The 23,025-nt window shown below is 36.3% G+C and carries 25 protein-coding genes and 3 tRNA genes; 24 read left to right on the top strand and 4 right to left on the bottom strand.

All coding sequences use genetic code 11. The features are described 5' to 3' along the window. Positions 1-73: 73 nt before the first annotated feature. Positions 74-1,318: an outer membrane protein transport protein gene (locus B8W84_RS05525; RefSeq protein ID WP_094752282.1), complete on the bottom strand. Its 1,245-nt coding sequence runs from the start codon at positions 1,316-1,318 to the stop codon at positions 74-76. A 261-nt stretch (positions 1,319-1,579) separates the two neighbouring features. On the opposite strand from B8W84_RS05525, the gene B8W84_RS05520 reads away from it, so the two are divergent. Continuing rightward, positions 1,580-2,587, top strand: coding sequence for a phage terminase large subunit (locus tag B8W84_RS05520; RefSeq protein ID WP_094752281.1), 1,008 nt, complete (start codon positions 1,580-1,582; stop codon positions 2,585-2,587). A gap of 28 nt (positions 2,588-2,615) precedes the next feature. On the opposite strand, the gene cmoB is transcribed toward B8W84_RS05520, so the two are convergent. Both cmoB and cmoA read right to left on the bottom strand, forming a co-directional pair. Then, positions 2,616-3,602: a tRNA 5-methoxyuridine(34)/uridine 5-oxyacetic acid(34) synthase CmoB gene (gene cmoB, locus B8W84_RS05515; protein WP_094752280.1), complete on the bottom strand. Its 987-nt coding sequence runs from the start codon at positions 3,600-3,602 to the stop codon at positions 2,616-2,618. After that, on the bottom strand, positions 3,599-4,342 hold the full coding sequence (cmoA, locus tag B8W84_RS05510) for a carboxy-S-adenosyl-L-methionine synthase CmoA (RefSeq protein WP_219349784.1): 744 nt from the start codon (positions 4,340-4,342) through the stop codon (positions 3,599-3,601). Before cmoA ends, cmoB begins: the two co-directional genes overlap by 4 nt. Positions 4,343-4,476: 134 nt before the next feature. Between cmoA and aspS the strand changes: the two genes are divergently transcribed. The 3 genes from aspS (at position 4,477) to B8W84_RS08195 (ending at position 7,497) form a co-directional block, all read left to right on the top strand. Next, positions 4,477-6,231, top strand: coding sequence for an aspartate--tRNA ligase (gene aspS / locus B8W84_RS05505; RefSeq protein WP_094752278.1), 1,755 nt, complete (start codon positions 4,477-4,479; stop codon positions 6,229-6,231). A gap of 341 nt (positions 6,232-6,572) precedes the next feature. Next, positions 6,573-6,968: an HD-GYP domain-containing protein gene (locus tag B8W84_RS08200; protein ID WP_308293000.1), complete on the top strand. Its 396-nt coding sequence runs from the start codon at positions 6,573-6,575 to the stop codon at positions 6,966-6,968. Next, positions 6,949-7,497 carry an HD-GYP domain-containing protein gene (locus B8W84_RS08195; RefSeq protein ID WP_308292999.1) on the top strand — a complete coding sequence of 183 codons (549 nt, stop codon included), beginning with the start codon at positions 6,949-6,951 and terminating at the stop codon, positions 7,495-7,497. Before B8W84_RS08200 ends, B8W84_RS08195 begins: the two co-directional genes overlap by 20 nt. Positions 7,498-7,521: 24 nt before the next feature. Here B8W84_RS08195 and B8W84_RS05495 read toward each other — a convergent pair whose 3' ends face one another. Beyond that, entirely contained in the window at positions 7,522-8,166 is a 645-nt protein-coding gene (locus B8W84_RS05495; protein ID WP_257797918.1) for a carbonic anhydrase, read from the bottom strand. 155 nt (positions 8,167-8,321) lie between these two features. On the opposite strand from B8W84_RS05495, the gene ruvA reads away from it, so the two are divergent. From ruvA to dcm, 20 genes are all read left to right on the top strand, one after another. Continuing rightward, positions 8,322-8,945 (top strand): Holliday junction branch migration protein RuvA, encoded by a 624-nt coding sequence (ruvA, locus tag B8W84_RS05490; RefSeq protein ID WP_094752276.1) that lies wholly within the window; start codon positions 8,322-8,324, stop codon positions 8,943-8,945. Between the two features lie 2 nt (positions 8,946-8,947). Beyond that, positions 8,948-9,949: a Holliday junction branch migration DNA helicase RuvB gene (gene ruvB, locus B8W84_RS05485; RefSeq protein ID WP_094752275.1), complete on the top strand. Its 1,002-nt coding sequence runs from the start codon at positions 8,948-8,950 to the stop codon at positions 9,947-9,949. Between the two features lie 310 nt (positions 9,950-10,259). Next, positions 10,260-10,442 (top strand): cytochrome oxidase putative small subunit CydP, encoded by a 183-nt coding sequence (gene cydP, locus B8W84_RS05480; protein WP_094752274.1) that lies wholly within the window; start codon positions 10,260-10,262, stop codon positions 10,440-10,442. Between the two features lie 37 nt (positions 10,443-10,479). Further along, positions 10,480-12,048 carry a cytochrome ubiquinol oxidase subunit I gene (locus tag B8W84_RS05475; RefSeq protein WP_094752273.1) on the top strand — a complete coding sequence of 523 codons (1,569 nt, stop codon included), beginning with the start codon at positions 10,480-10,482 and terminating at the stop codon, positions 12,046-12,048. 14 nt (positions 12,049-12,062) lie between these two features. Next, positions 12,063-13,202, top strand: a complete 1,140-nt coding sequence (gene cydB, locus B8W84_RS05470; RefSeq protein ID WP_094752272.1) for a cytochrome d ubiquinol oxidase subunit II — start codon at positions 12,063-12,065, stop codon at positions 13,200-13,202. A 13-nt stretch (positions 13,203-13,215) separates the two neighbouring features. Then, the gene (gene cydX, locus B8W84_RS05465; RefSeq protein ID WP_094752271.1) at positions 13,216-13,353 is read left to right on the top strand and encodes a cytochrome bd-I oxidase subunit CydX; all 138 of its coding nucleotides are present in this window, start codon (positions 13,216-13,218) and stop codon (positions 13,351-13,353) included. Between the two features lie 2 nt (positions 13,354-13,355). Then, positions 13,356-13,667, top strand: coding sequence for a cyd operon YbgE family protein (locus B8W84_RS05460; RefSeq protein ID WP_094752270.1), 312 nt, complete (start codon positions 13,356-13,358; stop codon positions 13,665-13,667). A gap of 157 nt (positions 13,668-13,824) precedes the next feature. After that, on the top strand, positions 13,825-14,223 hold the full coding sequence (gene ybgC, locus B8W84_RS05455) for a tol-pal system-associated acyl-CoA thioesterase (protein WP_094752269.1): 399 nt from the start codon (positions 13,825-13,827) through the stop codon (positions 14,221-14,223). Continuing rightward, complete coding sequence (gene tolQ / locus B8W84_RS05450; protein ID WP_094752268.1) at positions 14,213-14,896, top strand: protein TolQ; 684 nt, start codon at positions 14,213-14,215, stop codon at positions 14,894-14,896. Before ybgC ends, tolQ begins: the two co-directional genes overlap by 11 nt. 5 nt (positions 14,897-14,901) lie before the next feature. Continuing rightward, positions 14,902-15,339 (top strand): protein TolR, encoded by a 438-nt coding sequence (gene tolR / locus B8W84_RS05445; protein ID WP_094752267.1) that lies wholly within the window; start codon positions 14,902-14,904, stop codon positions 15,337-15,339. Further along, a complete protein-coding gene (tolA, locus tag B8W84_RS05440) occupies positions 15,326-16,195 on the top strand; it encodes a cell envelope integrity protein TolA (protein ID WP_094752266.1) in 870 nt (289 codons plus the stop codon). Before tolR ends, tolA begins: the two co-directional genes overlap by 14 nt. 14 nt (positions 16,196-16,209) lie before the next feature. Beyond that, positions 16,210-17,523, top strand: coding sequence for a Tol-Pal system beta propeller repeat protein TolB (tolB, locus tag B8W84_RS05435; RefSeq protein ID WP_094752265.1), 1,314 nt, complete (start codon positions 16,210-16,212; stop codon positions 17,521-17,523). Between the two features lie 34 nt (positions 17,524-17,557). Continuing rightward, positions 17,558-18,100: a peptidoglycan-associated lipoprotein Pal gene (gene pal, locus B8W84_RS05430; RefSeq protein ID WP_094752264.1), complete on the top strand. Its 543-nt coding sequence runs from the start codon at positions 17,558-17,560 to the stop codon at positions 18,098-18,100. Between the two features lie 9 nt (positions 18,101-18,109). After that, positions 18,110-18,832 carry a tol-pal system protein YbgF gene (gene ybgF / locus B8W84_RS05425; RefSeq protein WP_094752263.1) on the top strand — a complete coding sequence of 241 codons (723 nt, stop codon included), beginning with the start codon at positions 18,110-18,112 and terminating at the stop codon, positions 18,830-18,832. A gap of 176 nt (positions 18,833-19,008) precedes the next feature. Further along, positions 19,009-19,084: transfer RNA gene (locus tag B8W84_RS05420), tRNA-Lys, on the top strand. A gap of 60 nt (positions 19,085-19,144) precedes the next feature. Further along, positions 19,145-19,220: transfer RNA gene (locus B8W84_RS05415), tRNA-Lys, on the top strand. Positions 19,221-19,279: 59 nt separating this feature from the next. After that, positions 19,280-19,355, top strand: a tRNA-Lys gene (locus B8W84_RS05410). Between the two features lie 121 nt (positions 19,356-19,476). Continuing rightward, the gene (nadA, locus tag B8W84_RS05405; protein WP_094752262.1) at positions 19,477-20,535 is read left to right on the top strand and encodes a quinolinate synthase NadA; all 1,059 of its coding nucleotides are present in this window, start codon (positions 19,477-19,479) and stop codon (positions 20,533-20,535) included. A gap of 134 nt (positions 20,536-20,669) precedes the next feature. Continuing rightward, a complete protein-coding gene (locus B8W84_RS05400) occupies positions 20,670-21,812 on the top strand; it encodes a restriction endonuclease PLD domain-containing protein (protein WP_094752261.1) in 1,143 nt (380 codons plus the stop codon). A gap of 28 nt (positions 21,813-21,840) precedes the next feature. Then, positions 21,841-22,983, top strand: coding sequence for a DNA (cytosine-5-)-methyltransferase (gene dcm / locus B8W84_RS05395; RefSeq protein WP_094752260.1), 1,143 nt, complete (start codon positions 21,841-21,843; stop codon positions 22,981-22,983). Positions 22,984-23,025: the final 42 nt, after the last annotated feature.

The following is a 23,025-nucleotide window of genomic DNA, read 5'->3' as shown; positions in this document are numbered from 1 at the left end:
TTAAGTATTCGTGTTACTAAAAAGCACCGTATTAAACGGTGCTTTTTTAGTTTAATAGAGGCAAGCCCTATTTTTAAAAAACATAGCTGTATTGCATTGCCATTAAAATTGCATCTGCATGTGTTGTTGCACTGATTTTAGATGGGCCTAAGTGCTCGGTTACTTCTACGTCTTGACCCAATAAATAAGTCGTGCCGAAATCAATATTACTATTTTCATTTAGTTGGTAAGTAAAGCCAGCTGAAAACCATTGACGATTTGAGTCTGGTACTGAAATAGACGTTACTTTATCTTGTGCACTTAAATCATGCATATAACCTGCACGTAGTGTCCAATCTTTATTTAAATAGTAAGTGGTGCCGAGGGCGACATGATAAGTATCTTTCCAATTGTATTCTTTTAGAGTGCCATGAGCTGCTGAGTCTAAAGATTCAAAAGAAGACCAGCCTATCCATTGTACGCTATAATGGACGGCAAATTTAGAACCTTGTAGGCGATGATAACCTGAAAATTCCGCCATGTCAGGGAGTGATAGATATAAGGTATCATCAATTGCATTTGCATTTCTCTTATCTTCTAGGAAAAAAACATCACCTTTGGTGTGTAGTCGAGGGCTGTAATGGTACGACAAACCAAACCGATTATTTTTATCGAGTTCAAATACGGTGCCAACGTTAAAGCCAAGGCCAATTCCTGCTGTATCTGCATCTAATATTCTTTTACCCGATAAAAGTGGCCTATAAGAATCGCTAAAATTTCTTTGTAACTTACCCATTCCATAAATAATATCTAGCCCGCCTCCAATACTCCATTGAGAGTTGATGCGATATGACGCTAATAAGGCTAAATTGATGCTTTTAACATCGGTTAATCCGCCATATTCGGTCCCCTTAAAAGAGCTATCAAATTCGCTTCGTGTGGCAAAATTAGAGTATAAACTCATACCTAATGCAAATTTATCATTGAGGGGCACTATCAAATGGAAATTTGGCGCAATAGAGATGTCACCGGCGTTGTCATAATTTGAATCGATTCCAGGTTCTCCAAAAGGACTATATTTTCCATTACTGACATTAATATCAGTTTGTATTACATTAACGCCCATTGATAGGGCTGTGCTATCAAAGAGAGCCATGGCGGCTGCATTACGTGATGCAACGGAAGCATTATCGGCAATAACAGCATCTCCGGCGAAAGCACGGCCTAAACCCGTGGCCGATTGTGCATTGAGTTGAAAACCTGCAGCACTGACTTGTGATGCACTAAGGGTAATACTTAAGGCAATTAATATTTTATTTAATCGTTTTTTGTAAATCATTATTTGTCTCATTATCGTTCAATGTTACCATTTTGTTGGCGTGTTGTAGCATAATAGCAACTAATTCGCGTTTACGGTGTTCGAATTGGCTTAGCGCATGGCTAAAGAATTAGCTAGGAGTGAGCGGATGCAAAAGCAGCTTCAGAAAGGCCTGAGCCTAGCATTTACGGCGTGTGATAGAGGTGACATAGTGATGGTGAAAAAGTACCGCACTTTATTAAGAAAAATGGAAAGGAACTATCGGTAACATGATTGCTACTGATGAAGAGCCCACTATTTTATTTGATTGAAAAACTTGAGCCGATGATACTAAAGCACAAAAAATATAAGTGCATGTTCGGTGGGAGAGCTGGTACAAAGTCAAGGTTTGCGCAAGACATAATGTCGGGTGAGATCAATTCCTGTGGCTCTAAAGTTTACGTGTTACGAGAAAGAATGAAGTCGCTTAAAGAGTCCATATATGCAGGGATAAACAAGTCAATTAAAGACTTGAGCTTGAAAGGGTTCTTACCGGTTCCATCACATTGGGAGATACGTCACAAGACTGGCGGAGTGTTCACCTTTGGCGGAATGGGGAACATTATAGATATGAAAGGTGCGAGCAATTACAAGTTTTTTCTGATGGAAGAAGCCGCTCGAACTAAACAATCAACAATAGATACTTTGGGGCCTACATTACGAGACACGCCCGGCGCTGAACTTTGGTATCTTTGGAATAATGAATCGTCATCTGATGCAATGAGCCAAGAGTTTATAATACCCTTTCAAGCTGAAATAGATCGGGATGGATACTATGAAGATGATTATCATTTAATTATCAAAGTGGGCTTTCAAGATAACCCTTGGTTTGAACATGATGAATCATTGCTAGGTGAGTATAAAAAGGACAAAGAAAAGATGGAAAGCAAACGCATGAGCAAAGCTAGGTTTAACCATATCTGGCTTGGTGACTTCATAGACGATGTTGAGTCAAGCGTAATAATTGCGGAATGGTTCGATGCGTGTATTGATGCACATATTAAACTTGGTATTGAGCCAAGAGGTGCAAAGATTTCTTCATTCGATCCAGCCGATACGGGCGGAGATGCTAAGGGTTATGCTGAAAGGCACGGCATAGTATTCACATGCTTAGATGAAATAGAAGCAGAGAACGGCAACAGAGCATTTTTTTGTGAATCGTCGACCTGCAGGCATGCAAGCTGGCACTGCCTCTACCAGATCCCGCAAACTAAGCTTAGCAGAGAAGTTTCGCTCTGTGTAGGCGGATAAATAGGCTTCGTATTATAGAAGCCTTTTTTTAATTTAAAGGTTTAATGGATTTTGTCGCAATTAAAAGGGCTCTTTTAGGAGCTGGATGTCCTTCAATTGTTTTAGTTGGATCATTAGGATCTAAATAATCTGCGAGTGATTCATTGGTCATCCATGCTGTACTACGTTGCTCTCCGGTTAAAGTATCATTTATATCGACGATTCTTACATTTTCAAATCCACATTTTTCCACCCATAATTTTAATGCGAGTGCACTAGGTATAAACCAGATATTACGCATTTTGGCATATCTATCTTCAGGTACTAACACATCATTTTTGGTGCCTACAATCACTAAGGTTTCAAGGATAAGCTCACCACCTGCAACGAGTTGATCTTGTAGTTGTATGATATGATCTATTGGTGATTTTCGATGATATAAAACGCCCATTGAAAAAACACTATCAAAGGCTTCTAATTTAGGTAACTGTTGAATGCCTAAAGGTAATAAATGTACTTGTTGATCATTATTTGCAAAATGTCTAATGGCTTCAAATTGACATAAAAAAAGATCGCTGGGATCAATGCCAACCACAAATTTAGCGCCAGCCCCGCGCATCCGCCACATGTGATAACCACTTCCGCACCCGACATCTAATACATAACGATATTTTAATGAGCTTATATGGGGTAATACTCGATCCCATTTCCAATCACTGCGCCACTCTGTATCAATATGGATACCATGAATATCAAAAGGGCCTTTGCGCCAAGGATGAAATTTTTGTAGAAGATTTTCGATTTTCTTACATTCACCAGGACTAAGGAGATTGGCTTTGCCTATTTTGATCTGCTTTTTTAGCTCAATATGTTCAGTGTGAATTTTGGGTAATCTATTTAAAACACGTATCCAACCTGCGAGTTTTTTATTGACATGTGTATTTTCCCATTCATGTAATTGAGAGGGCAGAGTGCGCAACCAGTGGCTTAAGCGATTTTTGGCAATGCAACTATAAAAAGGTGTGAAATCAATCATATTTTTTCTTTTATACTAATAATGGATCCGAAGTTAAAACATTGAAACCATAAGTTATTATGTTTAAAACCTGCCTTTTGTAAACGTTGACAGTGTTCTGTAACTGTTTCTGCTATTAAAACGTTTTCTAGTGATGAGCGTTTTTGGCTAATTTCAAGATCACTATAACCGTGCTGACGTTTAAAATCCAAGTGTAAATCGATTAATAGCTGGTGGGTGACATCATCCTTAAAGATGAATTTTTCTGAAAGAACCAGAACGCCACCTGGTAGTAGACCTTGATAAATATTACTTAGTAATTCTAAACGTTTGTCAGTGGATAAAAATTGTAAGGTGAAATTTAAGACAACCACAGATGCATTTTCAATTTGAATATTACAGATATCATCATTTATAATTTGTACTGGGATCTCTGAGCGATAAGCTTCAATGGTTTCACCACAACGTTTGACCATCGCGGTAGAATTATCAACTGCAATAATTTGACAACCTGTTGTTTCTTTTAATGCACTTCGCATAGAAAGAGTGGCTGCGCCAAGAGAACAACCTAAATCATAAAGGTTACTATTATTGAGCGCACAACGTTTAGTTATCATTGCTATCGTTTGAATAATTTTTTCATATCCGGGTACAGAGCGCTTGATCATATCGGGGAAAACTTGTGCAACTTGCTCATCAAAGGTGAATCCGCTGATATTCTTCACTGCTTTGCTATAAATATTGTCTGTATTATACATAATCTCATCTCTAACCTTAGTTGTGCGCATATTTTACTTAAAATAGTTGAGATGGTCAGTTTTTATTTAGCGGTCATGTTAATTTTCTTTTATACTGAGTAGAATTATTTGTTATCTATTTAAAACAGGAATCAAGAATGCGCACTATGTATTGTGGTGAAGTGACGGAAGCTGTCATTGGTCAAGAGGTAAAATTAGTAGGTTGGATTAATAAGCAACGCGATCTAGGCGGTGTGACATTTTTAGATCTGCGTGATCGAGAAGGGATAGTGCAAGTGTTTTTTGATGGTGATACGCCAGCTGCTACCGCAATAGCTACATCAGTACGTAATGAATATTGTATTCAAATTAAGGGGCAAGTACGTGCTCGCCCAAGTGGGCAAGTGAATAAAAATATGCGTACAGGAGCGATTGAAATTTGTGGTCTTGAAATTGAGATATTAAATCGTTCAGAGCCAATTCCTTTAGATGGAAATCAAAACAATTCAGAAGAGCAGCGCTTACGTTATCGTTATCTTGATTTACGTCGACCAGAAATGACAAATCGTTTGCGCTTCCGTGCAAAAGTCAGTAGTTTTGTTCGTCGATTTTTAGAAGAAGATGGCTTTATAGAAGTTGAGACTCCGATATTAACCAAAGCAACACCTGAAGGTGCCCGTGATTATTTAGTGCCAAGTCGTACTTATAAAGGACAATTTTTTGCGTTGCCACAATCTCCTCAACTCTTTAAACAATTATTAATGATGTCTGGGTTAGATAAATATTATCAGATCGTGAAATGTTTCCGCGATGAGGATTTACGTGCCGATCGTCAACCTGAATTTACGCAGATTGATATTGAAACCTCTTTTATGTCTGCAACAGAAGTAATGCAGACAATGGAAGAGATGATTGTTAAACTTTTCAAAAAAATGTTAGATGTTGATTTAGGTACCTTTCCAAAAATGACATATAGCGAAGCGATGCGTCGTTTCGGCTCGGATAAGCCAGATTTACGTATCGATTTTGAATTAATTGACGTCGCTGATTTGTTAAAGGATGTTGAGTTTAACGTTTTTTCTATACCTGCCAATGATGCCGATAGTCGCGTTGCACTGATTTGTGTTCCAGGCGGTGCAAAATTGTCACGTAAAAAAATTGATGATTATACTACGTTTGTTAAAATTTATGGCGCCAAAGGTATGGCATGGATGAAAGTGAATGATGTGAGCAAGGGCATTGACGGTATACAGTCGCCTGTCGCTAAATTTCTTTCTACTGATATTGTGCATGCTTTATTAACACGTACTCAAGCAAAAGATGGAGATATTATTTTCTTTGGTGCAGATAAAGAAAAAATAGTGACGGAAGCGATGGGAGCGTTACGTCTTAAAGTTGCTGAAGATCTAGATTTAATTGGATCAGAGTGGAAACCTCTTTGGGTTGTTGATTTTCCGATGTTTGAAGCTCTTGACGACGGCACTTTAACGCCATTACATCACCCATTTACATCGCCTATTAATTTAACTGCACAAGAACTAGAAGCTAATCCTATTGATGCTATCTCAAATGCATATGATATGGTTTTAAATGGTTGTGAATTAGGTGGTGGTTCTGTGCGGATCCATAAAGAAGAGATGCAAGCTGCTATTTTCCGTATTTTAAATATTAGTGATGCAGAAGCTAAAGATAAATTTGGTTTCTTACTCGAAGCGCTTAAATATGGTGCGCCTCCACATGCAGGGCTTGCATTTGGATTAGATCGTATTGTTATGTTAATGACAAAAACAAGCTCTATTCGTGAAGTTATTGCTTTTCCTAAAACCTCTTCAGCGGCATGTCCGTTAACCAATGCACCTGGTTATGCGAGTCCGAGTGCACTTAAAGAGTTAAATATAGCAATATTAAAATAAAACAAAGACTAACCTGTCATTTTTATTTTTTAAACGGTGCTTATTAGCACCGTTTTTTAAAACCTGATATGCCAATGTAAGTTTTTTCTGTAAAAAAAACAGGAGGATAGGAACTTTATATGTTAGTTGATCTGGTCATCTCAGATTTACATGTTGGTATGTATTTAGTCGCAATTATGGAGCCTAAAGGTAAATTTTTGTTACGGGAAAGTGGATTTATAAAAAAGTAAAAAACAATTGTAAATTTACCGAAACGAGGTGTTGAACGCATTCGGATTGATACGAGTTATGTAAATTCTTATTTTAAAGAAAGAAAATCTCTCTTTTTAAAAGATATTTTTGTGGCACAACGTGTTTTTGATGAATCTAAAGTTATTCAAAAGAAAATACATTATGAAGCCGGCAAGGGTAATTCAGTAGATTTAAAAGCGGTTAATCGTATTACGGATGAATCGATTGATCTTATATTTAAGAATCCTGATGCATTATCTTGTGTACTCAATTTACGGAATAAAAATGAATATTTATTAGAGCATTCAGTAGCGGTGTCATTTTTAATCATTTTATTTGCGTCTTATTTAAAGATAAAGAAAAAAACAGTGAGAAAGCTCGCTGTTGGTGCGTTTTTACATGATATTGGGAAAATAAAACTAGCGAATGAGATACTGAATAAGCCAGGGGGATTTACGGATGCAGAATTTGTTTTTATGAAAAAGCATGCTCAGTATATCGATTGATATTGTTAAATATATTGCGAATATTGATGCGCTGAGTATAGAGGTTGTCGCATTACACCATGAAAAACTTAACGGTAATGGTTACCCTAATGCATTAAAAGAAGATCAAATTTCTTTTTTTGGACGTATGATTGCAATTTGTGACATCTTTGATGCGCTGACATCAACGCGCATATATAAAGAAGATATGGCTCAAGTACAAGCCTTTAATATTTTACGTGATTTGGGTAAAATTAATCATTTAGATAAAGTATTAGTGGATAAATTTATTTTATGCATGGGAATATATCCGATCGGCGCGATTGTAAAACTCAACTCTAATCGTTTAGCCATTGTGGCAAGTAAAAATAAAGATGATTCTATTCGCCCTCATGTGAAAGTTTTTTATGATTTAACCGAGAAAATGTTTTCATCAGAAAAAAACATTGATTTATCAACGTCAGAGAATGAGCTAATTGTAAAATGCGTACGAGCATCGGATTTTAATTTGGATATGCAAGAAATTGTGGGTTATTTAGCGCACCAATGACAATATTTAGATGCACTATTTTATCTAAGAAACTTTAGAAAATTGACCACTTGTATTATCTAATGCGCAAAGTTCAGATGTTTTTAAATTATAACGCCAGCCATGCAAAGTTAATGTACCCGATTTAACTCGTTCTGCGACCCAAGGAAACGTCATTAAATTCTCTAGTGATTGCTGGATCCCTTTTTTTTCACAACAGTCATAGCGACTCGTCTGATCTGTATATTGTTGACTGTTGTTGATGACATCGCGTACATGTTCTAACTGTTGCATCCATTTAGCGATAAAACTGCTATGTATATCTTCATTACTATTATCCATTAAAGCTTTAATCCCGCCACATTGGGTATGTCCTAAAACAATAATACTTTCAACGTTTAATTTTGTTACGGCAAATTCAAGGGCTGCACTGGTTCCGTGAAAGTTATCATTATCGTTATCTTCACAAGGTGGAACAAGATTCGCGACATTACGAATAACAAATAATTCTCCGGGATCACAATCGAGAATAAGGGTGGGGTCAACTCTGGAATCAGAGCAAGCAATAATAACCACTTTGGGTGATTGGCCATCCTCAGAAAGTTTTAAAAGATTTTCTTTATTCTTTGGGTAATATTCATTTCTAAACCGTTGGTAACCAGAAATTAATTTAGCAGTTGCAGACATCATTTACCTCTTGAGCGAGTCTAAGTTTACTTCTTAAAATAGAAGTATTTAGAGTTGCTATTGACAATACATTTTTATAATAGCTATATAAATAGCGCTGGATATAAACTCAGTTGTTTTTTATAATGTATTGTTATTATTTTTTTAAGGACATAAATATGATTGGACGATTACGTGGCATATTATTAGAGAAACAACCCCCTGAGGTTTTATTAGATGTTGCTGGGGTTGGTTATGAAATTCAATTACCTATGAGTTCTTTTTATCCACTACCTGAAGTCGGTCAAGAAGCTATCATATATACGCATTTCGTTGTGCGTGAAGATGCACAACTTTTGTACGGTTTTGCAGATAAACATGAGCGGGCGATGTTTCGTCTTTTAATTAAAGTCAATGGTGTGGGACCTAAATTAGCGTTAGCTATTTTATCTGGCATGTCAGCGAATGAATTTGTTTTATGTATTAGAGGTGAAGCTGTTAGTCAATTAGTTAAACTACCTGGTGTGGGCAAAAAAACCGCAGAACGTTTAGTTGTTGAAATGAAAGATAGATTAAAAAAATGGGTGGGAGCAGATCTGTTGAGCCCGCAAGCTGATACAACGGATTCGCCGAGTGGCTTAGCTCTAACATTAAATAAAAATAATGCGAAAAATGAAGCTGTCAGTGCGTTATTAGCCTTAGGTTATAAGCCTGCAATGGCGGAAAAATGTATTCGACAAGTTTATAGTGTTGGTATGGGGTGTGAGGATCTTATCCGTTGTGCTCTTAAAAGTATGGTATAAAAATGATTGAAGAAGATCGCCTTATTTCGGCTGTTGAAAAAAATGATGATAGTTTTGCTGATCGTGCTATTCGACCTAAATTGTTAGCAGATTATGAGGGCCAGCCACAAGTTAATATACAAATGGAAATTTTCATTGAAGCTGCGCGTCAACGTGGTGAAGCGTTAGATCATTTACTTATCTATGGGCCTCCAGGGTTAGGTAAAACGACATTATCTCATATTGTTGCTAATGAATTAAAAGTAAATATTAAGACGACATCCGGACCTATTTTAGAAAAAGCGGGTGATTTAGCCGCCTTACTGACTAATTTAGAAGAAAACGATGTTCTATTTATTGATGAAATCCATCGTCTAAGTCCCGTTGTTGAAGAAATTTTATATCCAGCAATGGAAGATTATCAGCTTGATATTATGATTGGAGAGGGACCTGCCGCACGCTCTATTAAGTTAGATCTTCCAGCTTTTACGCTTATTGGTGCAACAACTCGAGCTGGATCGTTAACTTCTCCTTTGCGAGATCGTTTTGGTATAGTGCAGCGCCTTGAGTATTACGAGCTTATTCCTTTAACTAAAATAGTGATGCGCAGTAGTAAACACTTTAAATTAAATTTAGACCTTTCAGGTGCGACGGAAATAGCAAAGCGTTCACGTGGCACGCCACGAATAGCAAACCGTTTATTACGTCGTGTGCGTGATTATGCTCAAGTAAAAAAAGAATCTGTTATTAATTATAAAATTGCAAATCAAGCATTAGATATGCTCGAGGTTGATGAACAAGGTTTTGACTATATGGATAGAAAACTACTATTGGCTATTTTAGATACATTTCAGGGTGGACCTGTGGGTTTAGATAATCTAGCGGCTGCAATTGGAGAAGAAAAAGAAACAATTGAAGATGTACTTGAGCCATATCTTATCCAAAAAGGTTTCTTGCAACGCACACCTAGAGGGCGCATAGCAACACCGCGCACGTACAAGCATTTTGGCTTTGTTCTGCCTTGACTTTTTAAAGGCAAATCTTTTATATTTATTTTCATTAAATGTCGAGTCATCGATTGTTTTTTATTTTACATTTCATTATTATACTTTACATTTAAGATACCTTTTATTTTATATTTTAACATTTAGGATGGAAGTGGTATTTCTTTCACAGACTTAAGTTTGCAAATAAGTTAAAATTAAAATTGATCTAGATCAGATTGAAGAGTATAAGTATGCTGAATATTAGCACGAAGCTATGAAATTTAAGGGATCTTCGGTGCTGTTACTATTAATAATCATTTTTTAATGATAAGGCTTATTGGAGCAAAAGATGTTAAATAAATTATTTCCCAAGCAAGGGATTTTTTCTATTCCACTTGTTCGTGAAATAGCCGTTATTCTGATCTTTAAACTGATGGTTCTTTTTACGATACAATATTTTTATTTTTCTGATCCTGTGCCTTTTAATGCAGATCATATTTTTGGTGAAGTGCAACAGATAGATGATAAATAGAAAAACTAATTTAATTTTATAATATTAGGAGAAAACAATGGATGATATCGTTGATCTATCGCGCTTTCAATTTGCGATGACAGCTATGTATCACTTTTTATTCGTGCCATTAACACTCGGTCTTGCTTGGATGCTTGCCGTAATGGAATCATTATATGTAATGACGAAGAAAGAAGTGTATAAAGATATGACGCAATTTTGGGGTAAATTGTTTGGTATTAATTTTGCATTAGGCGTCACAACGGGCTTAACAATGGAGTTTCAGTTTGGTACAAACTGGGCTTATTATTCACATTATGTCGGAGATATTTTTGGTGCGCCACTTGCAATTGAAGGCATGATGGCATTCTTCTTAGAATCTACTTTTGTTGGTCTATTCTTCTTTGGTTGGGACCGTTTAAGTAAACTGCAACATTTAATGGCTACTTGGTTAGTTGCGATTGGCTCAAGTATGTCGGCATTATGGATCTTAATTGCTAATGGCTGGATGCAAAATCCTGTAGGGGCAGAGTTTAACTATGTCACCATGCGTATGGAAATGACGAGTTTTGTTGATTTGATATTAAATCCAGTAGCACAAGTTAAATTTGTACATACTGTTGCAGGTAGTTATGTGGCGGGAGCTATGTTTGTCCTTGCGATTAGCTCTTATTATTTATTAAAAGGGCGAGATCTTAGTTTTGCTAAACGCTCTTTTGCTATTGCAGCCGCCTTTGGTTTGGCCGGTATTATTTCAACGCTTGTTTTAGGCGATGAAAGTGGTTATGAAGTTGGTGATGTGCAAAAGTCTAAATTAGCGGCGATTGAATCAGAGTGGGATACACAAGAAGCCCCTGCGTCTTTTACGTTAATAGGTATTCCAAACCAAGCAGAACAACGAACCGATTATGCAATTAAAATTCCTTATGCATTAGGTTTGATAGCAACACGGTCTTTAGATAAACAAGTGATTGGTTTAAAAGATCTAATGAAAAGCCATAAAGAACGCATTCGTAATGGCATGATAGCTTATGGTTTATTAGAGCAATTACGTTCAGGTGATACTTCAGATCAAACTGTTGCAGCATTTGAAAAGGTTAAAATCGATTTGGGTTATGGATTATTACTTAAAAAATATGCTCCTAATGTCGTGGATGCAACGGAGGCTCAAATACAACAAGCCACCGATGATAGTATTCCTGGTGTTGCTCCCATGTTTTTTGCTTTCCGTATTATGGTCGGCGCTGGTATTGCATTATTAGGTATTTTCTTGTTTGCCTTTTATCAATCTGCGCGTAATCGTATCGGGCACAGTAAATTTTTCCATCGTCTTTGTTTATATGGTCTTCCTCTACCTTGGATCGCTATTGAATCGGGTTGGTTTGTCGCTGAGTATGGTCGTCAACCTTGGGCAATTGCAGAAATTTTACCAACGCATATGGGTGTTTCAAGTGTAAGTAGCAATCAAGTGTTATTTAGTATTATATCGATTGCAACGTTCTATCTTGTGTTATTGGTCATTGAAATATTTTTAATGTTTAAGTTTTCACGCATGGGTCCAAGTAGCTTGAATACTGGAAAATACCATTTTGAACAATTAGAAAACAAAATAGTCGACAACCACTAGAATAGGAGAAGATTATGTTTGAATATGAAACGTTACGAATGATCTGGTGGGTTTTGATCAGTGTTTTATTGATTGGGTTTGTTATCACTGATGGTTTTGATATGGGAGTCGGTACACTTCTTCCTTTTATCACCAAAAAAGATGAAGAACGCCGTATTATGCTCAGAACTATTGCGCCACATTGGGAGGGCAATCAAGTTTGGTTAGTCACCGGTGCGGCTGCAATATTTGCAGCTTGGCCAAGCGTTTATGCTACGGCATTTTCGGGCTTTTATGTCGCAATGATGCTTACGCTTTTTGCTTTGTTTTTCCGCCCTGTTGGTTTGGAATACCGCAATAAAATAGAAGATCCTCGTTGGAGATATTCATGGGATTGGGCCATTTTTGCGGGAAGTACGATTCCCCCTATTGTATTTGGTGTCGCTTTTGCTAATTTATTAGAAGGTGTACCTTATGTTCTAAATGAATTTTTACAATCACAATATAAAGGTGGATTCTTAGATTTATTTAATCCATTTTCATTATTAGTGGGAGTGTTTAGTTTAGTGCTATTTGTATTACAGGGGTCAACGTGGTTGCAAATGAAAACTGAAGGCGATTTACGTGCACGTGCACGACGAATCACCATGGTGTTAGGTCCTGTTGCAACAATTCTTTTTGCTATTGCGGGATTATGGGTTGCCTATGGATTAAATGGCTATGTACTAACCTCTATCGGGGATTTAAGTGGTCCCTCAAATCCATTCCTTAAAACAGTAGAGTTACAAGCGGGTGGCTGGCTATTAAACTATGAGAAGTATCCGGTTACGATGCTGGCACCGTTACTTGGTTTATTATTCCCATTACTTGCGGCACTCGCCAGTAAGTATAATCGTTGTGGTTGGGCATTTTTCACCACGAGTTTAATGCAAGTGGCTGTGCTCTCAACTTTTGCTGTGAGTACTTTTCCTTTTATTTTATCATCTAGCATAGATCCCAATATTAGTTTTACTGTTTGGGATGCAACGTCAAGTGAGTTAACACTTAATATTATGAGTATTACTGCAGCGATATTTTTACCGATTATTCTTTTGTATACCTCTTGGGGTTATTTTAAAATGTTTGGTCGTATCGGCAAAGAATTTATGGCTAAATCTCAGCAGTCATCGTATTAATTAGGAGAATATTATGTGGTATTTTGTATGGTTTTTAGGTGTGTTGTTGGCGAGTGCATTTGGTATCATTAATGGTTTATGGTTTGATCAAGCAGAAGACAAAGAAGTGAAAGAAAAACTAGCAATAGAACTCTTACAAGAAGAGAGCTGATAATGGATAAAGTTAATGTACTTATTGATTTTGTTCACAAGCCGTTTAATTTCACTATTGCTCGTATAATCTCAATGATATTAGCGCTTTTTTTGAGTGTGGTATTAACTGTTAATCCGGGACATATTGCGCAAAGTATAGATCAGCTTGATCATGGTTATTTGAGTTTGTTAATGCTGGCATTAAGTGCTGCTTTTATTCATGGTATTGGTTTTAATCCGATATTTTGGCTTTGGAAAATACTTTTTTCTCCGTATTTTTCTTGGGTAATATTATTTAGTTTTATCGCGTCGCGTATTACGTCATTCTTATGAGTGTATAATACGAACATAATGTTTGATAAAAAAGAGCTTATATAAGCTCTTTTTTATCAAACATTATGTTCGTATTAACAAAGGCCATTATTCGACAAAAACAAGGATTTATAGTAACGTAGCTCATCAATTTTAATGCTAAAAAAGTGATGGATTAATGTCGATGATAACGGTTCGAGTTTATTATGAAGATACCGATGCTGGTGGTGTTGTCTATTATGCTAATTACCTTAAGTACTTTGAACGAGGAAGAACAGAGTATCTACGTGACATGCATATCGAACAAGATGTTTTATTGGTACAAAACATTGCATTTATGGTTAAAAAAGTAGACGTTGATTTTATGAAATCAGCACGTTTTAATCAGTTATTAAGTGTACAAACTCAAATTAAAAGTTATCGTAAAGCGAGTTTAATTTTTTTACAAAAAATATTTAATCCACAAGGGGAACTTATTTGCCAAGCAACGACTCTTATTGCGTGTGTTAATTTACAAAAAATGAAAGCGATAGCGATCCCAACAAAAATAATAGAGGTTATATCCCGTGCAAGCTGAAATATCTATTCTAGGCCTATTTTTACAAGCAAGTCTTCTCGTTAAATTTGTGATGTTGTTATTATTGGCAATGTCGGTGTACTCTTGGACACTAATTTTTTCTAGAGCAAGAGTCCTTAAATTAGCACATGAAGCGTTAAAACATTTTGAAAAACGCTTTTGGTCTGGGCATGATTTAAGTCGCTTATATCAAGAAACAGTCGCGCGTAGTGAGCGAATTAGTGGTGGAGAAAAAATATTCTTTCAGGGTTTTAAAGAATTTTCGCGATTACATCTTATGCCAGGACGTAACGTTGACTCTGTGGTAGAAGGTGCGCATCGTAGCATGCGAGTTGTTTTATCTCGAGAGGTTGAAGAGTTGGAAGAAGGGCTTTCGGCCTTAGCAACAATTGGCTCAATTAGTCCTTATATTGGTTTGTTTGGTACGGTATGGGGAATAATGAACGCCTTTATGGCGTTAGGTCAGGTACAACAAGCTACATTGGCGATGGTTGCGCCGGGGATTGCTGAGGCGTTAATCGCAACAGCAATGGGACTTTTTGCCGCCATACCTGCTGTAATGGCTTATAACCGTTATACCGCAAAGATGATGAGTTTAGAAACAGCATATATAAATTTAATGGAAGAGTTTACCTCTATTTTACATCGCCAAGCAATGACTGAAAGTGAGTAACTAAAATGCATTATCCTTATCGTAGAACTAGGCGCCGTATTGTTTCAGAGATCAATGTAGTGCCTTATATTGACGTGATGTTAGTCTTATTAATTATTTTTATGGCAACAGCTACGTCGGTGACGTTAGGTGTAAAAGTCGATTTGCCACAAGCGACTTCAGCGCCTCTTCCTGTAGATAGTAAACTGCCTGTAGTGGCATCAATTGATAAGCAAGGTTTGTATTATTTAAGCACCGGAGGCAGTTCAAATCGTTCTTTAAATGAAGATGAATTACAGGCATTAGTGCGTGCTGAAATTCGCCGTGAACCCAGTACTCAGTTTGTGATTAAAGGTGATGGATCTGTGCCGTATAAAAAAGTTATGGAGTTGATGGTGTTACTACAAACATCCGGAGTCGCTTCCATTGGTTTAATGACCGAGCCTAATAATGAAGAAAAATGATTGTAATAATATTGCTTTTGTTAGTGCGTTAGCGTTACATCTTATTGTTGTAGGAGTGCTTATTATTGGGGCAAATTACACATTACCGAAAGAAAAGCCTAAGCCACAAAAAATAATAATAAATGCAACGATGGTAAATCCGGAATTATTGCTAGATTTAGCAAATAGAAAGTCTGAACTTATCCGTAAAGAAAGGCAAAGAAAACAACAAATAGTCGCTGAAAAATTACGTAAAAAAAGAAAAAAAGAGCAACTTTTGGCACAAAAAACAGCTCAAGAAAAACGTAAAATTGAAGAGGCTAAAATAGAGAAAAAACGTATTTATGATGCGCAAGTCGTGCAACAAAAAGCAGTAAAAGAGGCCAAACGTGTTGCTGAAGTTAAGCGTGTTGCAGATATAAAAGAACAAAAACGTGTAGCTGAAGTAAAACGACTTGTTAAAGTAAAAGAAAAGCAACGTTTAGCTAGCATTGCAAAAGTTGCAGCTGCGGAAAAAGAGCGCTTACGTCAAGCTGAATTAGATAAAGCCATGGAAGCTGAATTTTCTGATGCGTTTTCGCAAGCGAAAAATGCAAAGGAACTTTCTGAAATAGAAAAGTACAAAAATTTAATTGAAGATAAAATTAGTCGTAATTGGCAAATAGAGCCGAGTATGAAAGGTAAACTTTGTCGTTTGAATATTAGCTTAGCCCCTGATGGTTTAGTTATTAAAGTGGATGTTGTTTCTGGGGATAGAAGAGTGTGTCAATCCGCGCGCCGAGCAACTTTAAAAGCCAAAATGTTACCAATACCTCAAAATACTCAAATAGCTTCTCAATTCCGTCAATTTAGTATTACCTTGGCACCGAAATTATAAGGAATAGTTAGATCATGTCATTACGTTTATTAACATCATTATTGTTATTATTGTGCTCGACGCAGACTTTTGCACGTCTGAATATTTTGATAACGGAAGGCGTCAATAGTGCAAGACCTATTGCGGTTATCCCTTTTAAGTGGTTGGGGGCTGGAGAGAAACCGAAAGAACTTGCGCGTATCATAGCCGATGATTTACGCAGTAGTGGTTTGTTTTTTCCTATTTCAATTGAAAAAATGCCGAAAACTCCTTCTAAAAGTGAAAATGTAGATTATGCGCTTTGGCATAAACTTGGCGTTGAAGCCATTGTGATGGGAGAGATCAAACCCACAGAAGAAGTGGGAAAATATACAGTTACTTACGAATTGTTAGATGTGCTAACAGGGAATATGGGAATGGTTGGATTAAGCCCTGTATTAGAAAAACGCAGAAGTACATTAACGGTGTCTCAATTTCGTAATTTTTCCCATCGTATTAGTAATGTTGTCTATAAAAAATTAACGGGAGAGCGAGGTGCTTTCCTAACGCATATTGCTTATATAGCGGTGGATTATTCGAGTCCTTATCCGTATCAATTACGCATTTCTGATTATGATGGCTACGCAGAGAAATTGGTTTTACGTTCGAAGCAACCAATTATGTCGCCAGCTTGGTCACCTGATGGGCATAAATTAGCTTATGTTAGTTTTGAAATGCATAAGTCACAAATATATGTGCAAGATATTTATACGCAAAAGCGAGAGTTGATAACTTCTTTTCCTAAAATTAATGGTGCTCCGAGTTGGTCGCCAGATGGAAAACAACTTGCTTTTGTGTTATCAAAAGATGGGCAAGCGGAAATTTACACGTTAAATCTGCACAGTAAAAAATTGACTCGTATTACGCATAATCGAGTTATTGATACTGAGCCTAGTTGGTCTCCGGATGGAAAATCACTTGTTTTTACGTCAGAACGCGGTGGGCGACCACAAATATATCAAGTTAATATCGCGTCAATGCAAACAAAACGCATTACATGGGAGGGAGATATGAATTTAGGTGGAACTATTACCCCCGATGGTGATAGTCTTGTCTTAGTTAGTAGAAGTAATGGTCAGTACAAAATATCCGTACAAGACCTTGTTTCGGGAGATTTAAGAACGTTAACTAAAACACAATTGGATGAATCTCCTAGTGTGGCGCCAAATGGTAGTATGATCATTTATAGTACGGTGTATAAAGGGCATAAAGGATTAGCATTGGTGTCAATGGATGGGCGTTTTAAAGCAAATATTCCAGCACAAAAAGGTGATGTAAAATCACCTGCATGGTCCCCATTTTTAAATTAAATTTTTACAATATAAAAACCACAAGGAACAAATAATGAATATATCAATGATTGCAAAGAGTTTATTAATCGCTTTACCAATGTTAGCGCTCGGTGCATGTAGTTCAAGCAGTGAATCAGATACTACATCGAATGAAACAAATAAAGCGAACAGTGCCGTTGTCGTAGCTGAGAATGGCGTAGAAACAAACGCAATTGATTCACTAAACTTAACTGATGAAGAAAAATTGACGAATGAATATTCAGACGCAATTTTAGAAACAACTATTCAATTTGGTTTTGATACTTCTGTTTTAGAGTCTCGTTATACTAAAATCCTTGATGCACATGCAAAATTTCTTGTAGATCATCCAACTCAATCACTAACTATTGAAGGAAATACGGATGAAAGAGGCACACCAGAATACAATATTGCTTTAGGTGAGCGTCGTGCGATGTCTGTTTCTACTTATTTAGAAAATATGGGTGTAACATCAGAACAAATTAACGTAGTTAGTTACGGTGAAGAAAAACCGGTTAATTTAGGTCATAGTGCAGCGGCTCGAGCAGAGAACCGTCGCGCAGAACTAACTTATTAAGTTAATGCCATGACATTGATGAAAATTAAAGTGGCCATCTTAATGGCTACTTGTTTATCTACAAGTGTTTACGCTATCGCCCCTGTGAGTGATGTGACAGGTTATGGTGGCCAGCAGAAAATAGAAAAACAAATTAAAGAGCTAACTCGATTACTCGAATCGCGTAATAAAATGCAAATACGTTTTCAAAATCAACTTGATGAAATTGCAGGCGAAGTAAGTCAGATAAAAGGTACTCTTGAAGTCTTTGATCGTAAAATGGATCAAATAGAAAATCGCCAACGTAATTTATATCAGTTGTTAGATGAAAATAAAACAGCAAAACCTGCGCCTAAAGGGTTAGTATCACCCCAACCCCAAAATGAGAAAGAGGCTTATCAGAAAGCCGTTAATTTAGTTTTAGTTAATAAAAATTATCAAAAAGCTATTGTTGCTTTTAATGATTTTATTGCAACTTATCCTAAATCAAATTATATTCCTAATGGACAATATTGGTTAGGGCAACTGTTGTATAAAGAAAAAGAGCGAGAAAAAGCTCGGCAAGCATTTCTTGTTGTAACTGAAAAATATTTAACATCAAATAAACGTGCAGACTCACTTTTTAAAATTGGTATTATTGATGAATACTTAGGAAAAAATTCTTCAGCTAAAATTTTTTATAAAAAAGTGATACAAGAGTATGCTGATTCATCTGTCGCAACGTTGGCAAAACAACGTTTAAATGGATTGTAATATAAGCAACTTTTGGAAAAAAGTGGCCGATTTGTCTGCTTTTGTTTGTTTTATCTGCAAACAGAAAAAAAAGCATTAAATTTTGTTGCGCTATTCAATATATTGTATATCATACGCCGCAGTTAGAGCGAATGAGTGATGTATATCTCTGACCTTTAAAATGTAAACTTATAGATGGGCCGTTAGCTCAGTTGGTAGAGCAGTGGACTTTTAATCCATTTGTCGAAGGTTCAAATCCTTCACGGCCCACCACTTTTGTAAAAGAGTGCATCGTCGCTATGACGATGAAGGTACAAGTAAGACCCTATAGATGGGCCGTTAGCTCAGTTGGTAGAGCAGTGGACTTTTAATCCATTTGTCGAAGGTTCAAATCCTTCACGGCCCACCACTTTTATTAAAGAGTGTGTCGTCGCTATGACGATGAAGGTATAAGTAAGACCCTATAATGGGCCGTTAGCTCAGTTGGTAGAGCAGTGGACTCTTAATCCATTTGTCGAAGGTTCAACCCCTTCACGGCCCACCAAATCTAATTAATTTTCTTTTTTATTTCTGTTCACATTATTCTCTATAATTTTTTAAGATCATTATCGTTTTTATCGGTAAACGCGTATAATTAAGATCTTTTTAATAAGTAACGAGATAAAATGAGCACAATACTCTCCCTTGCTGGTTCTACATACCCATTTCCATCTAAACCTGTTGCGTTATCGGCAACGGAAAAACTGGATTATAAATCTAAAATCAAGCAACTATTAATTGCTAAAGATGCGGTTTTAATTGCTCATTATTATACGGATCCGGAAATACAAGCTTTAGCGGAGGAAACGGGGGGATATGTTTCTGATTCTTTAGATATGGCGCGCTTTGGACGTGATCATAGCGCTTCAACACTTATTGTTGCAGGTGTTAAATTTATGGGAGAAACGGCTAAAATATTAACGCCCCATAAAAAAATATTAATGCCAGCCATAGAAGCGACCTGCTCACTTGATATAGGTTGTCCCGTAGATGAATTTAGTGCATTTTGTGATAAACACCCAGATCGTACGGTGGTAGTGTATGCAAATACGTCTGCAGCGGTTAAAGCACGTGCAGATTGGGTTGTTACATCAAGTATTGCGCTTGAGATTGTAGAGCATTTGGACAGTGAGGGTAAAAAAATAATATGGGGACCTGATCGACATTTAGGTGGCTATATTGAAAAACAAACTGGCGCGGATATGATTCTTTGGCAAGGTGACTGCATCGTACATGATGAATTTAAAGCCAGTGCCTTACGTGATATGAAAGCTATTTATCCAGATGCAGCTATTCTCGTACACCCAGAATCCCCCGAAAGTGTGGTTAAACTTGCAGATGCGGTAGGTTCAACGAGTCAATTAATTACCGCGGCCAAAACGTTACCTAATAAAACGATAATTGTTGCAACCGATACGGGTATTTTTTATAAAATGCAACAAGTCTGCCCAGATAAAGAGATATTGGCTGCTCCAACTGCGGGTAATGGCGCTACATGTAAAAGTTGTGCTCATTGTCCTTGGATGGCAATGAATGGTTTAAAAGCGATATACGAAGCGTTAACCGATAGTGATGGGCATGAAATCGATGTGGATAAAGATATCGCCAAAGGTGCCATTATTTCATTAGATCGTATGTTGAACTTTGCTAAAGAACAACAATTAAAAGTCCAAGGTAATGCCTGATTTTTTAGTCGTTTATTTTTGTTGTGTATTTTGTCTTAGATTTAAAAGAAGAAATTAAACATGTATTTGCCTGATTTTTTAGTCGTTTATTTTTGTTGTATATTTTGTCTTAGATTTAAAAGAAGAAATTAAACATGTATTTTGCAAAATTAGCAAAAATGCAACGCTTAAAATACACACAAAGGTTGCAACTAATAGGAAAATTATCTAATTTATTTTCAGTATCAACGACCCCTTATTTATATTATCGCATAGCAGAAAAGATTTATTGTGAATGTTTTGAAGCTTCCGATCTTTCTCGTGGGGATGTATCAAGTGATGCTGTTTTAAAAATTGGTAATAAGAACATAGGTGTTGGTTTAAAAACCTTTTTATTTAATAATGGTAAAACGTATCAAAAAATAGCGGAGTTTAATCGTCAAAGAGAGGATTATAGGCATTATAATTCTTTTGATCTGGTGCAAAAAGTAGCTGAACTGAGAAATAATCGATTAAATTTCACCTCGAGAGCTTATCTACTCGATACTTCAATTTATCACTGTGTGGTACGTAAAGAAGGTGTTTTTCAAATTTTTGAAGAGGCTATGGCTTTAATAGATATTAATAATATCTGTATTACTACCGAAAATAATAATATCATCAATTTTTCAGATGGATTGTCTGATTATAAATTTAATCTTAGTAAATCAACCTTATACAAACGCTTTATAACTGATAAAGCGTTACTTTCATTTCCGGTTAATATATTATCGGCGCCTTTTGATTATATAGACTCTGCTATCAATCATAAATTCGAACATTTATTTGTAAAAAATAAGGATGAACAGTTCATTGAAGATACGTTATATCTTCCTTTGTATGGTAGAAATAAAAAAGTCCACCCGCGCAGTGGGTTAAATCAATGGCATGCAAACGGAAGGAAAAGAGATATAAATGAAGCGTATATACCTGTACCTCATTTAATACATAAGCTTAAACCCAATTTTTTTCCAGAAAGAAGCACTCCATTCTCTTTATTACTCCCCAATAATAGAATTTTGAGATCTAAATTATGCCAGCAAGGTAATAAAGCGCTTATGTCTCAATCTAATAAAGAATTGGGGCAATGGATATTACGAGATATTTTAAATTTAAAAGAGGGTGAAATCCTGTCATATGCGATACTTAGAAGCATCGGAATCGACTCGGTTCGAATAGATAAATTTTATAATGGTACGTATGCAATTAACTTTTCTAAAATTGATGCGTATGAATCATTTATTAAAGAATTTGAATAAATATAAAAACATGTAATTTGGGAAAATAATGATTTATAAAGTAGGCAGTTTATTTGCTGGCGTAGGAGGCGTTTGCCTTGGTTTTAAAAGTGCATTTAATGATAAAGGAAGCTATCAACTTCTTTGGGCGAACGAAATAGATGCACATGCGATAAAAACATATCAATGTAATTTTAAGCACAATATGATTTCGGGTGATATTGAAAAGATAGTTAAACCACAAAGGGCAGCGTCAAAAGGTGAAGAAGCTTTATTTACGCAAAAGAAAGCGCAAATATTAGCTCAACCTGTTGATGTTTTAACCGCGGGGTTTCCTTGCCAAGCATTTAGTATTGCCGGTGCACGTAAAGGTTTTGATGATCATCGCGGTAATCTTTTTTACAGTATCATTGATTTGGTCAACGATTTAGACAAAGTAGCTTATAAACCACGAATTTTATTTTTAGAAAATGTAAAAAATTTACGCACTCATGATAATGGACGCACATATCAAGTTATAAAATCTGAAATCGAGAAGGCGGGATATATCGTTAAAGATGCGACATTAAATACTAAAACGTATACAAGTTTGCCTCAAAATCGTGAGCGTATGTTTATGCTGTGTTTTTTAAAGCAACAAGATGCGGATAACTTTACACTTTTTGAGCAGCTAGATAGTATAAAAATACATTCATCTGATGACTTACGCCGTGAAAATATAGCGCGTGTGCTTGATTTGCATAAAGGCAAAGAAGAATTAAACGCATATTATTATACGCCTGAGAAGTATCCGCATTATTTTATTAATAAAGCACAATATGAGGCATTATCTGAGGATAAACGTAAAAAAGAGCGCATTCATCTCGGTGAGCAAATAGATACAGAATTTGAGTTTTATCAGTTACGTAGAGGCATGTATGTGCGTAAAAATGCACAAGGGATTTGCCCGACACTCACTGCGAATATGGGTACGGGAGGACATAATGTTCCTTTGATAAAAGTGGCAGATGGAGTGCGTAAATTAACACCTAGCGAGACATTTAGATTACAAGGTTTCCCGATTGGTAAGGGTTATGTATTACCCGATAACATGTCTAATGGACATCTGTATAAACAAGCGGGTAATTCTGTGTCTGTGGATATTATTCGTTTAATAGCCAATGCATTACTGAATGTTTTACAAGCCGATTAGCAGTGTCTTGAAATAATCGGTATAATGTATTCTTACTTTATT

Source organism: Psychromonas sp. CD1 (assembly GCF_002239585.1).
Lineage (GTDB): Bacteria > Pseudomonadota > Gammaproteobacteria > Enterobacterales > Psychromonadaceae > Psychromonas.
The sequence above is the reverse complement of the archived record's forward strand: the minus strand, read 5'-3'. Positions and strand labels throughout refer to the sequence as shown.

What these genes read in the sequence shown, in the direction of transcription:
- B8W84_RS05525 (WP_094752282.1), bottom strand. Translation starts at nt 1,318, where the DNA reads ATGATTTACAAAAAACGATTAAATAAAATATTAATTGCCTTAAGTATT.
- B8W84_RS05520 (WP_094752281.1), top strand. Translation starts at nt 1,580, where the DNA reads ATGAAGAGCCCACTATTTTATTTGATTGAAAAACTTGAGCCGATGATA.
- cmoB (WP_094752280.1), bottom strand. Translation starts at nt 3,602, where the DNA reads ATGATTGATTTCACACCTTTTTATAGTTGCATTGCCAAAAATCGCTTA.
- aspS (WP_094752278.1), top strand. Translation starts at nt 4,477, where the DNA reads ATGCGCACTATGTATTGTGGTGAAGTGACGGAAGCTGTCATTGGTCAA.
- B8W84_RS08195 (WP_308292999.1), top strand. Translation starts at nt 6,949, where the DNA reads ATGCTCAGTATATCGATTGATATTGTTAAATATATTGCGAATATTGAT.
- B8W84_RS05495 (WP_257797918.1), bottom strand. Translation starts at nt 8,166, where the DNA reads ATGATGTCTGCAACTGCTAAATTAATTTCTGGTTACCAACGGTTTAGA.
- ruvA (WP_094752276.1), top strand. Translation starts at nt 8,322, where the DNA reads ATGATTGGACGATTACGTGGCATATTATTAGAGAAACAACCCCCTGAG.
- ruvB (WP_094752275.1), top strand. Translation starts at nt 8,948, where the DNA reads ATGATTGAAGAAGATCGCCTTATTTCGGCTGTTGAAAAAAATGATGAT.
- cydP (WP_094752274.1), top strand. Translation starts at nt 10,260, where the DNA reads ATGTTAAATAAATTATTTCCCAAGCAAGGGATTTTTTCTATTCCACTT.
- B8W84_RS05475 (WP_094752273.1), top strand. Translation starts at nt 10,480, where the DNA reads ATGGATGATATCGTTGATCTATCGCGCTTTCAATTTGCGATGACAGCT.
- cydB (WP_094752272.1), top strand. Translation starts at nt 12,063, where the DNA reads ATGTTTGAATATGAAACGTTACGAATGATCTGGTGGGTTTTGATCAGT.
- cydX (WP_094752271.1), top strand. Translation starts at nt 13,216, where the DNA reads ATGTGGTATTTTGTATGGTTTTTAGGTGTGTTGTTGGCGAGTGCATTT.
- B8W84_RS05460 (WP_094752270.1), top strand. Translation starts at nt 13,356, where the DNA reads ATGGATAAAGTTAATGTACTTATTGATTTTGTTCACAAGCCGTTTAAT.
- ybgC (WP_094752269.1), top strand. Translation starts at nt 13,825, where the DNA reads ATGTCGATGATAACGGTTCGAGTTTATTATGAAGATACCGATGCTGGT.
- tolR (WP_094752267.1), top strand. Translation starts at nt 14,902, where the DNA reads ATGCATTATCCTTATCGTAGAACTAGGCGCCGTATTGTTTCAGAGATC.
- tolA (WP_094752266.1), top strand. Translation starts at nt 15,326, where the DNA reads ATGAAGAAAAATGATTGTAATAATATTGCTTTTGTTAGTGCGTTAGCG.
- tolB (WP_094752265.1), top strand. Translation starts at nt 16,210, where the DNA reads ATGTCATTACGTTTATTAACATCATTATTGTTATTATTGTGCTCGACG.
- pal (WP_094752264.1), top strand. Translation starts at nt 17,558, where the DNA reads ATGAATATATCAATGATTGCAAAGAGTTTATTAATCGCTTTACCAATG.
- ybgF (WP_094752263.1), top strand. Translation starts at nt 18,110, where the DNA reads ATGACATTGATGAAAATTAAAGTGGCCATCTTAATGGCTACTTGTTTA.
- nadA (WP_094752262.1), top strand. Translation starts at nt 19,477, where the DNA reads ATGAGCACAATACTCTCCCTTGCTGGTTCTACATACCCATTTCCATCT.
- B8W84_RS05400 (WP_094752261.1), top strand. Translation starts at nt 20,670, where the DNA reads ATGTATTTTGCAAAATTAGCAAAAATGCAACGCTTAAAATACACACAA.
- dcm (WP_094752260.1), top strand. Translation starts at nt 21,841, where the DNA reads ATGATTTATAAAGTAGGCAGTTTATTTGCTGGCGTAGGAGGCGTTTGC.